Here is a 12,061-nt window from a genome sequence, read left to right on the forward strand (position 1 = left end):
AATTTAGGTGTTAAAAACTTGATAATCAATGATTGAATCTGTTTTTAAGAAGAATTGCAATAGCAATTCAAAATCGTATATTTGAAAAACTAAAAAGTTAATCGAGAATCCGTTGTTACAAGCGTTCAAAGATCATATTACAACCAAGCTCTCATTTCTTTCAGGAAGCAAATTATTAATTGCCTGTAGCGGGGGGTTAGATAGCGTTGTGCTTATCGCCCTTTGTAGATTAATAAACCTCGAATTTGATATTGCGCATTGCAATTTTAATTTGAGAGGTAAAGAGAGCGATGAAGATGAGAAGTTTGTAAAGGCATTGGCAGATTATATTCATGCTACTTTTTTAATAACCAGCTTTGATTCATCGAGTTATGCCAATAAACAAAATATATCGATTCAGATGGCGGCGAGGGAGTTGAGGTATGATTGGTTTAAAGAACTCGCATTAGAACATCAGTTTGATTATATTCTTACAGCCCATCATGCAGATGATAATCTCGAAACTTTTTTGATTAATCTATCTAGAGGAACAGGAATAGAAGGATTAACAGGTATACCTGAAGTTAATGATATTTTTGTTCGCCCACTTTTACCATTTTCAAGAGATCAAATTTTAGAATTTGCGAAGAAAAGCAAATTAGAGTGGAGAGAAGATAGTAGTAATAGCAGTACAAAGTATTTAAGAAATGCTATTAGACATAAAGTGGTGCCCGAATTAAAGTTAGTGAATCCTCAGTTTTTGCAAAATTTCATGACAACTTTAGAACATCTTAAGCAAAGTAATGAATTTATAAAGAGTCAGGTGTTTCGGTTAAAAAATGAGCTATTTGAAATTCGTGAAACAGATTGTATCAAAATACCGATACATAGATTACGAGAATTTGGAAATCCAAGAACATGTCTTTACTTTTTGTTAAAACCATATGGGTTTAAGGCTTGGGATGACATTGAGCAAATGATAGTGGCGCAATCAGGAAAGCAAGTGTTTTCAGAGACGCATAGATTAGTAAAAGATCGTGCTTATTTACTGTTAAGCCCCATAATCGAAGATATTTCGGATCGCACTTATAAAATCTCTGAAGCAGAGAGTATGCTAATGATTCCTTCTGGGACACTAAAATTTAAGATTGTAGAAGAAATCTCTGAAGTAGACCTTAAAACTATTTATGTAGATAAAGAAAAGTTAAAGTACCCTTTATCTGTAAGGAAATGGAAAGAAGGCGACTATTTTTATCCACTTGGAATGAAAGGTAAAAAGAAACTTAGTAAATATTTTAAAGACGAAAAATTATCTTTACTTGCCAAGGAAAGAGTATGGTTACTGTGCTCTGGAAAAGAAATTGTCTGGATTATAAATTATAGAGCAGATAATAGATTTAAAATAATGCCCCAAACTAAACAACTACTAAAAATTACAATAACCTGATGCGTTACTTCCTAATTTTACTGACCACATTATTATTTTCAACGACACTTTTTTCTCAGACGCTTGACCCCATTAAATGGAAAGCAAGCGTAGAAAAAGAGACAGATGACTCTTATACATTATATTTTGAGGCTACCCTGGATGAAGGTTGGCATTTATACTCACAAAATGAGGCAGATTCGGATGAAATAGCACCTACACCAACAGAATTTGGATATAATAATACTCCAGAGACATATGAACTTATTGGCGAGACTATAGAGCCAAAAGGAATAGAGAAATACGATAATATATTCGAGATGGATGTTAAGTATTTTGAAGATAAGGTTACATTTTCTCAAAAGATAAAGCGTATTGATAAAAACTTAAAGTCTATTAAGGCAGAAGTATTCTTTTCTGTATGTGATGATGAAAAATGTTTGGCTCCCGAGACTATAGAATTTGATATCAGTCTTTCTGGTGAAGCAACAGAGAATAAAGGAGATTTGTCGGCAATTACTGCAGAAGATCAAAATAAATCAGATGCATTATATATCGATATTAAAGGTAAAGATGTTTTTCCTTCAGAAGAGGTAGAAAAGAAAAGTTACTTCAATATATTTATTTTAGGTTTTTTAGGTGGATTAATAGCATTGTTGACACCTTGTGTATTTCCTATGATACCACTTACCGTATCGTTTTTTACAAAGGGAGCAAAAGATCGTAAGAAAGGGTTATTTAATGCAGTACTTTATGGATTTTTTATCTTTTTTATCTATGTACTTTTAAGTCTTCCATTTCATCTTTTGGATTCTGTAGATCCAGAAATATTGAATAATATTTCAACAAATGTTACACTTAACGTTATCTTTTTTGTCATTTTTATTATTTTTTCAATATCCTTTTTTGGATATTTTGAAATCACATTACCCGCATCCTGGAGTACAAAGCTGGATAGTAAAGCTACAAGTATAGGAGGAGTAGTGGGGATCTTTTTTATGGCATTAACATTAGCATTGGTATCATTTTCATGTACTGGTCCAATTTTGGGATCTTTGTTAGGAGGTTCTCTTAGTAGTGATGGTGGAGCAATGCAATTAAGTTTTGGAATGGGTGGTTTTGGATTGGCATTGGCATTGCCATTTGCATTATTTGCATTATTTCCAAACTGGTTAAATTCGTTACCAAAGAGTGGAGGTTGGTTAAATGCTGTAAAAGTCGTTCTTGGATTTATAGAACTTGCACTGGCATTTAAATTTTTATCTAATGCCGATCTTGTAGAACATTGGGGAGTTTTAAAACGTGAAGTATTTATTGCAATTTGGATATTAGTAGGAATAGGAATGGTATTATATCTTTTTGGAAAAATACGTTTTCCTCATGATAGCCCAATACAAAAACTAAGTGTAGGAAGGAAAACACTGGGAATACTGACTCTTATATTTGTACTATATTTAATACCGGGATTAACCAATACGGCATACGCTAACTTAAAACTACTTAGTGGTTTTCCACCACCGTTATTTTATAGTATTTATGAAAAGGAAGCACATGGTCCTTTAGGCCTAAATGCCTATACAGATTTTGAAGAAGGAGTTAAGGCAGCAAAGGCTCAGAATAAACCAATTATAGTTGATTTTACGGGCTGGGCCTGTGTAAATTGCCGTAAGATGGAAGAACAGGTATGGAGTTATCCTGAGGTTATAGATATTCTCAAAAATAAATACGTATTAATCTCCTTATATGTAGATGATCGTAAAGAATTACCTGAAGAATCTCAATTCAAATTTTTAAAACCAGATGGAAGAGTTAAAAATATTCGAACAATAGGGGATAAATGGGCAACTTTTCAAACCTTAAATTTTCAAAATAATTCTCAACCTTATTATGTGTTACTAGATACAAGTATGAATCTTCTAAACCATACTACTGCGTATACTCCTGATGCAATTGAATATCTAAAGTGGCTCCAAACTGGTTTAAAGAATAATAATAAAAAATAGTCACTTATAACTGTATAGATTTTTGTTATAATAAAATTGTAAGGATGAGATATATTATCGACTTCTTGTATGTATTAAAACTAATAATCTATGTCGGTCGAACAAATAGAACTTTCTCAATGTTTTCCTTTTATCGAAAAAGAACTTGAAGACGAAATAATTTCTTCTGGTGCATTTAAAAAAATCCCTAAAGGCGAATATGTTGTAAAACAAGGAAGCTACATGAATTTTTTACCGATCATTTTGGATGGTTTAATTAAAATGTATGCAGAAGAAGATGAAGTAGAGTTTCTGTTGTACTACATACATCCAAATGAGTGTTGTATTCTTAGTTTTAATCATTTATTTAACCAGGAAGCGGTTCGGTTTTCTGCTAAAACAGAAAAAGATACTAAAGTTCTTTGTTTACCAATAGAAAAAGTAAAAGAATGGTTTGTAAAATACCCATCTTTTATTAGAATTATATTAAAAGATTTTCAACGCAATTACGAAGATTTACTAAATACAACTAAGCAAGTTGTCTGTTATAAAATTGAAGATAGGTTGGTAAATTATTTGAATGAAAAGGCAAAACTTCAAAATTGTAATATGATTCAAATGTCTCATCAACAAATAGCATCTGATTTAGGAACTTCGAGAGAAGTGGTATCGAGGATAACAAAAAAACTACAATCGACAAATTTATTGATTCAACATAAAAGACATATAGAACTTTTAGCCAGCAATTAGATGTAAAAAAATAACAGATATTATATAAAAAAACAGAACAAAAAACCATGCTTTTTAAGTATTGGTTTTTTGTTCTGTTTTTTTTATTTTAAATAATTGATATTCAGGTATTTGAGCGCTTATTTTTTAATCTTTTTTTAACGTTTTTCAGTAACTTTTGTCACCAAATTTAGTGGTTTTGTGCTTTTACATTTGTACCAAATAAATGAATAAAAAAATAAAATCATGAAAAAGAAATTAACGTATTTAATTATGGCTATGGTCGTTTTCGCTTCGTGTAGCGATGATGATGATGTAGTAACACCAGATGGTGGATCAACAGAAATTGATGTGGTACTAAACGAAGTAAAGTACCAAGGAACAGACTGGGTCGAAATCTTTAACAAAGGAACTGAAGAGGCTGATATTAGCGACTATTGGTTATGCCTTGGACCAGGAACTTATGTGCAATTAAGTGATGTAACTCCATTAAGTGGAACTACTACAATTCCAGCAGGAGGATATTTGGTAGTACCTTATGAACTAAATGATACTAGCGGAGGTCTGGGATTATATTCAACCGATCAATTCGCAAGTGCTGATGCTATTGTAGATTTTGTTCAATATGGAGAAGCAGGAAGTGCAAGAGAAAATGTAGCCGTTGCAGCAGGAATATGGACCGAGGGAGAATTTGTCCCAACAGTGAGGAACGAGGATAATAGTATTGTGTTTGATGGAGATGGTAATGGTGCTGCTAATTGGGCAGAAACGACTACGGTTACTCTTGGAGAAGAAAATGTTCTTACAATGCCTAACAATGATGTGCGGTCTATTGTGATCAATGAAGTTAACTATGGAGAAGGTAAACAAATAGAATTATGGAATAATGGTACTGTTGCTGTAGATTTGGCACCATATTGGTTATGTCTTGGACCAGGTAGATATGTGCAAATTGAGAATGCTACTGTAATTAGTGGTACGGCACAACTAGCTGCTGGAGAATTTTTGGTTGTAAACTGGGATCAATTAGGCGATAGTGAAGGTTTAGGGTTATATTCTTCGAATAGCTTTGCAAGCGCTGATGCTATTATTGATTTTGTACAATGGGGAGCTGCAGGAAGCGCAAGAGAAAATGTAGCAGTGACAGCAGGAATATGGACTGAAGGAGAATTTGTTCAATCCGTAAGATTGCCTAGTTATAGTATCGCATATGATGGAGAAGGAAACGCTGCTTCTGATTGGTCTGAAGTAATTAATCCAACATTCGGAATGGGAAATGCAACTCCTATTAATAGTACTACGTTTTCTATAACAATTAAGAATACAATTAACTATCTTAATGTACATACCTTTACTACTCCTGTTGGAGCAGGAAGTCCAGGTCCATTAGCGACTAATAATGCACAGTATCAGATATCTTTTAAAGCTGTTCCTGGGACCAAATTTACACCAGTAACTATGATGGGGAATAGTAATGACTGGTTTCTTGCACCAACAGACCTTGCAGGAATTGATTTATTCCCTGGAGGTACAGCACTTAATGGTGTTGATATTGCAGATCAACTTTCTTTATATGACCTAGGAACAGAGGCAGATGGTGATCCGGCTACTTTTCCTACAGCAGGAGAAAATGTAGGACCAGCAGATTCAAATACATCAGTACGTTTGGTACCAGGAAGAGGTACAGGAGATATATATATGACGGCGATATTAAATTATGCAGCAAGCGGAGGAAATGAAGCTGGAACGTTTACATTAACTATTACTGCAATTAATGCTCCAGATGCTGGCATGCCGGCAAGTCAGAATAATGGATTTGTAATTACTCCGGGAATTGTAGTATTGCATGCTCAGTCAGATCCATTATTTACTTTGGGAGAAGTAGATAGAGGAGTAGGTCTCGAAGGTATCGCAGAAGATGGTATGCCAGGAGCATTGTACGATTGGTTCACAGAAACAGGATCTCAAGGAACACCTTTACGTTTATCTTCTTCATTAACGCCTTTCTCTCCAGCCTTAATATATGCTTTTAATACAGAAAAAGATCCATGGTTTACGCAAGGAGATGCGGCCAAAGGAGCAAGTGGTATAGAAGAAATAGCTGAAGACGGAAACAGAATGGTTGCTTATAATTATTTAAAAGACTTCGGAATTCCTGTAGCTCTGCCAGCAGAGAATGGACCAATTGGCCCAGGTGGATCTTATACTTTTACAATTGAAGTGCCACAAGGACAAAATTATAAACTTGGATTCGGGACTATGTTTGTAAAATCTAATGACTGGTTTATAAGTAACAATAATGTTGGTTTGACATTATTTAATGAAGATGGAAGTGCGTTTTCAGGTAACAGCATAAGTTCGAATACATATTTATATGATGCGGGAACAGAAGAAGACCAGCCAGTTGGATTTGGAGATAATCAGGTAATGAATCAGGGATCTGATAATATGGGGCCAGCAGATGCAAATACTATGATTAGAAGAGTATCATCATTAGATGATGTGCAATTTGGTAAAAGAGTTATTAATAGCGCCCCAGGGGTAACTTGGTCTGGAGATCCAAGAGGAGGATATAATATAATAGATATAAATATCCAACCACAATAAGATATACCCTTCCTTAGAACTAAACCATTTATATTGGGGGATATAAATGTTCGTAACCTAAGATGATAAACCTTTGACTTCACAGTCAAAGGTTTTCTTTTCTTTTATAACCTGTATTTAGGTGTTAAAATCTCCTTAAAACTATCTCACCGAGATTCCAATTTTTTATCTTCAGCCATAAACTAAACTCAAACCAATGCGATCAGTCAGATTTATTCTTTTAAGAAGCATATGCTTTTTTTATTTTATCACTGGGTTTTCTCAGGAAACTGCCTCTTATGATGTAAAGAGTCAATATACTAAACAGGAAGTAGATATTGTTATGAGAGATGGGGTCAAGCTTCACACTACAATTTATTCTCCAAAAGATACGTCCAAAAAGTACCCTATTTTAATGCAAAGAACGCCATATAGCTCCAAGCCATATGGAGAAGATAAGTTTAGATCTAAAATAGGTCCAAACGAATTTCTTATGAAAGAAGGTAATATTATTGTTTATCAGGATGTTCGAGGGCGTTGGATGAGTGAAGGAGTATATGATAATATGAGAGCGTATATTCCTAATAAAAAAGGAAAACAATTTGATGAAGCTAGCGACACTTATGATACCATAGACTGGCTGGTTAAAAACGTAGCCAATACTAATAAAAAAGTAGGGATATGGGGTATTTCTTATCCAGGGTTTTATGCAACATATTCATTACTAGATGCTCATCCGGCTCTTAAAGCAGTATCTCCACAAGCATGTATAGGGGATTTCTTTTTTGATGATTTTCATCATAATGGAGCCTATTTGCTAAGTTATTGGAGAGTCACTGCATTATTTGGTCATGAAAAGACACAACCTGTATCTGAAGCCTGGTATAAATTTGCAAAATTGCCAAGTGAGGATCAGTATCAATTTTTTTTAGATGCAGGACCTCTAAGTAATTTGGATACCTATTACAAGGAAGATAATGTATTTTGGACTCAGTTGAAAGAACATCCTAACTATGATGAGTTTTGGAAAAAGAGAGGTATTATTCAACATTTAGAAAAAATAAAACCAGCTGTTATGGTCGTTGGAGGGTTATTTGATGCAGAAGATTTATATGGCCCATTTGAGACGTATGAGAATATAGAGAAACGAAGTGATAACTATAATATCATGGTTTTTGGTCCCTGGAGTCATGGGGATTGGTCTAGACCTAAAAAACGTCAGGCGGTTAGTAATGTGTATTTTGGAGATGATCTTTCAATAAACTATCAAAAAAATGTAGAAACTAAGTTTTTTAATCATTTCCTTAAAGGGGCTGCAGATGGAAAAACAGGTTTACCAGAAATTCAAATTTTCGACACTGGGAAAAAAGAATGGAATTCTTTTGAAAAATGGCCACCTTCAAATACAGAAAAGAAAACTTTATATCTTTCAGAAAATGAAAAACTATCAAATTCGTCAAGAGGAGGTGCCATAGAATTTGTAAGCGACCCTAAAAAGCCCGTTCCATATTCTGAGGATATTAAAATGGTATTCACTCCTAGAAAATATATGGCAGATGACCAACGATTTGCTGCTCGACGCCCCGATGTATTAGTTTTTGAAACCCCGGTTCTTACAGAGGATATGACACTATCGGGAGAAATTTTAGCAAAGCTAAAAGTTGCTACTACAGGTACAGATGCCGATTGGGTGGTGAAATTGGTAGATGTTTATCCTAATGATGTAAAGGACACAGAAGAGACTCAAAAATACCTAAAAATGGGGAATTACCATATGATGGTACGTAGTGAAGTAATGAGAGGGCGGTTTAGAAACGATTTCAGCAAACCAGAACCTTTTATAGCAAATAAGAAAACTGATGTGAATATAAAATTACAGGATATACATCATACTTTCAAAAAAGGACATAAAATTCAAATTCAAGTTCAGAGTACCTGGTTTCCTTTAATAGATTTAAATCCTCAAAAATATGTTCCTAATATTTTTAAGGCAGAAGCCTCAGATTTCACTAAACAAACTCATAAGGTATATTATGATTCTGCAATAGAAATCTCAATTTTAAAGTAACTAATTAACCCTAATAATTATATTATGAATAAATTGAAAGTCAGTGTATTACTGTTTTCTTTACTTTTTGTAGTAATTGGCTGTAAACAAGAAGCAAAAGAATCAAACATGGATGTAGTTTCTTCAGAAGAAATAATTGAAGAACATTCTAAACATCTAAATGATTGGTTCGAAACGCAATTCAAAGAAGAAGTAGCCAACTCTCCCATGACACAAACATACTTAGGAATAAAAACAGATTATGGTAAATGGGATGATATTTCATCTAAGCAGGATGCGAAAGATCTGGAACGAGCAAAGAGAAGGCTTGTGTATCTAAAAGATTCTATTGATGTATCTAAACTAAATGCTGCAACTGCGCTTAGCTATAAATTGATGAAACAAGATCTTGAGAATGAGATAGACGATTTTAAATATCGTTTTTATGACTATCCTGTAAATCAGATGCATGGAATGCAAGCAGAAATACCTGCTTTTATGATTAATATGCACAGGATAGAAAATAAAAGTGATGCAGAAGCTTACATTTCTCGACTTAATGGTATGAATGATATGTTTGCACAGGCTGTAGAAAATATGAAAATCAGAGAAAAAAATGGTATTCTTCCTCCGAAGTTTGTATTTGCAAAGGTTCTGGATGATAGTCGTAATATAATAACTGGACGACCATTTGATAAATCTAACCAAGAAAGTACATTGTTTTCTGATTTTAAAGGTAAAATTGAAAAAATTGAAATTACTCCAGAAGAAAGACAAGAATTAATTGCCAATGCAGAAAAAGCATTATTAGAAGGAGTAAAACCAGCTTTTGATAACCTGGTTAAATTATTAAGTGACCAACAGAAAAGAGCAACGACAGATGATGGAGTTTGGAAATTTCCTAAGGGAAATGCATTCTATAATAATGCCTTACAACGAACTACAACGACTAATATGACTGCAGATCAGATTCATGAACTTGGCTTAAAAGAGGTAGACCGAATTCATAATGAAATGCGGGATATCATGAAACAAGTTAAATATGAAGGGACGTTACAGGATTTCTTTACATACATGAAAGAGGATTCAAAATTCTATTTTGCTAATGACGATGCAGGAAAAGCTGCTTATCTTGAGCAAGCTGTTGGATTAATAGATACAATGAAATCAAGGATGGATGAACTTTTTATAACCAAACCTAAAGCAGATATTATAGTAAAGGCAGTCGAATCCTTTAGAGAAAAAAGTGCAGGAAAAGCCTTTTATCAAAGAGGTACTCCTGATGGATCAAGACCAGGAACATACTATGCAAATCTATATGATATGACAGCGATGCCAAAGTATCAAATGGAAGCTTTGGCATACCATGAAGGTATTCCAGGTCATCATATGCAAATTTCTATAGCTCAGGAATTACAAAATATTCCTAAGTTTAGAAAATTTGGCGGCTATACGGCTTATGTAGAAGGTTGGGGTTTGTATAATGAGTTATTACCCAAAGAAATAGGAATGTATAGTGATCCATACTCAGACTTTGGCAGATTAGCAATGGAACTTTGGAGAGCATGCAGATTAGTAGTAGATACAGGAATTCATAGTAAAAAGTGGAGTAGAGAACAAGGGATTAAATATTATACAGATAACACTCCAAATGCAGAGAGCGATGCTATAAAAATGGTAGAAAGACACATTGTAATGCCTAGTCAAGCAACGGCATATAAAATAGGAATGAATAAAATCCTTGAATTACGTGAAAATGCAAAGGAAAAACTTGGAGATAAATTTGATATACGAGAGTTTCATGATGTGGTATTAACTAATGGTGCTGTACCACTTACCATATTAGAAGAATTAGTAGAGCAATGGATTGCAAATACAATTTCTAATGAAACTAAAGAATCGAAAAGTTCTTAGAGTTTGTCTTTATCAAGATAACAAAAGTGCTTCCTAAATCTCTTAGGAAGCACTTTTATTATTAGATGATATTATTTTGTTTATTACTTATTTATCCATAAGATTTCTAAACTGATAAAAGAAACGTTCCATAAGGCGTAGGTCTTCTGTTATGATCTCTACTACGCCTCTCATCTCTTGTTTAAAAGGAATTTCTTTATTATAAGTAGTGATAAGTTTATCTGGCAGAGCCACATCAATTAAGTATAAACCGTCTTTATCAGGAAGTAGAGATATGTGATTTACTTTACCTTTCAGAGTTCCAAATTCATCATCAGGAAAATTCTCTAATCTAATGTTAGCAATTTGTCCAATTTTTATTTTTCCAGAGTTTTGAGAAGGTGCTTTGATTTTTGCTAAATATGAAGAATCTTCTGATGGAATAACAATGAAGACAAGATCTCCTACAGATACCGTCTGATTTTCTACCCAAAAATTTAAGAAAGATACACGTCCTTCTAAATCTGATTTAAGGACATATTGTAACTCCCAGTCTTTAATACTTTTTTTTAATTGATCAAAGGACTGTAATACTTTTTTAAATAGATTAATTTCTTCTTTTCTTTTATTAATTTCTGTACCCTTAGATGTTTTGTTGGCATTGCTAATACTCTCATTGATTTGGGATATCTGAACGTCATTATTTTCATAAGTACGTTTAGCTTGAAGATAATCGAGTTCTTTACTTTCATATTCTTGAGCAGAGATAACTCCTTTTTCAAATAGGTTCTTTTGGCGCTGAAGTTCTTTTCGTTTAAACTCAAGTTCAGTTTTACCAAGTCTTTTTTGTGCTTTAAGACTTTCAAGCCTTCTATAAAGTTCAGAAAGAGATACTTGATTTGCTATTGCTTCATTAGAAAAAGGTTGAAGCTCTTTGTTTAAAATATACTCAGAATAACTATTTTCAAATAAAGCAAAACTAGTTTCAATATCTCCCAGAAACAAAACAGGTAGGTTTTCTATAGGAAAACTAAACGATTTATTATTTATTTTAATAGTATCTATAATAGATTTAAGCAAGAACACATCTTTATAGTTTGCACTACTTTCTAATATTGCAAGAGGAGTATCCTTTGGAACAATCTGGTTGTCTTCAACTAGGATCGATTCAATTTTTCCGCTCACTTTGGCATATTCCTTTTGTGGTGGTATTCTGGTGGTTATAATAGCTTCTGCAGGTATTACATCAGGGTATTTAACCAACCAGGAAAGAAATAAAAGCATAAGCACTAAGGCCAAAATTAAAAGATTACCCCACCTGATCATCCAATGTGGAACCCTTGTTAAAATCTCTTGTACTTCTTCACTACGTAATTGTATATCGTCTAATGTATCTGGCATAATATCTAGTTACGAATC

At 33.5% G+C, this 12,061-nt stretch carries 7 protein-coding genes; 6 read left to right on the top strand and 1 reads right to left on the bottom strand.

What is annotated here, in order from left to right:
* Window positions 1-112: 112 nt before the first annotated feature.
* The 6 genes from tilS to FOF46_RS16715 all read left to right on the top strand — a co-directional run bounded on the left by tilS (window position 113) and on the right by FOF46_RS16715 (window position 10,663).
* Window positions 113-1,426, top strand: a complete 1,314-nt coding sequence (gene tilS / locus FOF46_RS16690) for a tRNA lysidine(34) synthetase TilS (protein ID WP_143917242.1) — start codon at window positions 113-115, stop codon at window positions 1,424-1,426.
* Entirely contained in the window at window positions 1,426-3,408 is a 1,983-nt protein-coding gene (locus tag FOF46_RS16695; RefSeq protein ID WP_109439112.1) for a protein-disulfide reductase DsbD family protein, read from the top strand. Before tilS ends, FOF46_RS16695 begins: the two co-directional genes overlap by 1 nt.
* 90 nt (window positions 3,409-3,498) lie before the next feature.
* Window positions 3,499-4,137 carry a Crp/Fnr family transcriptional regulator gene (locus tag FOF46_RS16700; protein WP_109439111.1) on the top strand — a complete coding sequence of 213 codons (639 nt, stop codon included), beginning with the start codon at window positions 3,499-3,501 and terminating at the stop codon, window positions 4,135-4,137.
* Window positions 4,138-4,362: 225 nt separating this feature from the next.
* Complete coding sequence (locus tag FOF46_RS16705; RefSeq protein WP_143917243.1) at window positions 4,363-6,723, top strand: spondin domain-containing protein; 2,361 nt, start codon at window positions 4,363-4,365, stop codon at window positions 6,721-6,723.
* Window positions 6,724-6,919: 196 nt separating this feature from the next.
* Entirely contained in the window at window positions 6,920-8,770 is a 1,851-nt protein-coding gene (locus tag FOF46_RS16710; RefSeq protein WP_143917244.1) for a CocE/NonD family hydrolase, read from the top strand.
* Window positions 8,771-8,794: 24 nt separating this feature from the next.
* Entirely contained in the window at window positions 8,795-10,663 is a 1,869-nt protein-coding gene (locus tag FOF46_RS16715) for a DUF885 domain-containing protein (RefSeq protein WP_143917245.1), read from the top strand.
* Between the two features lie 87 nt (window positions 10,664-10,750).
* Here the strand turns inward: FOF46_RS16715 and FOF46_RS16720 are convergent, their stop codons facing one another.
* Window positions 10,751-12,043 (bottom strand): HlyD family secretion protein, encoded by a 1,293-nt coding sequence (locus FOF46_RS16720; protein ID WP_109439107.1) that lies wholly within the window; start codon window positions 12,041-12,043, stop codon window positions 10,751-10,753.
* Window positions 12,044-12,061 lie beyond the last annotated feature (18 nt).

It is taken from the genome of Aquimarina algiphila (assembly GCF_007489275.1).
Lineage (GTDB): Bacteria > Bacteroidota > Bacteroidia > Flavobacteriales > Flavobacteriaceae > Aquimarina > Aquimarina algiphila.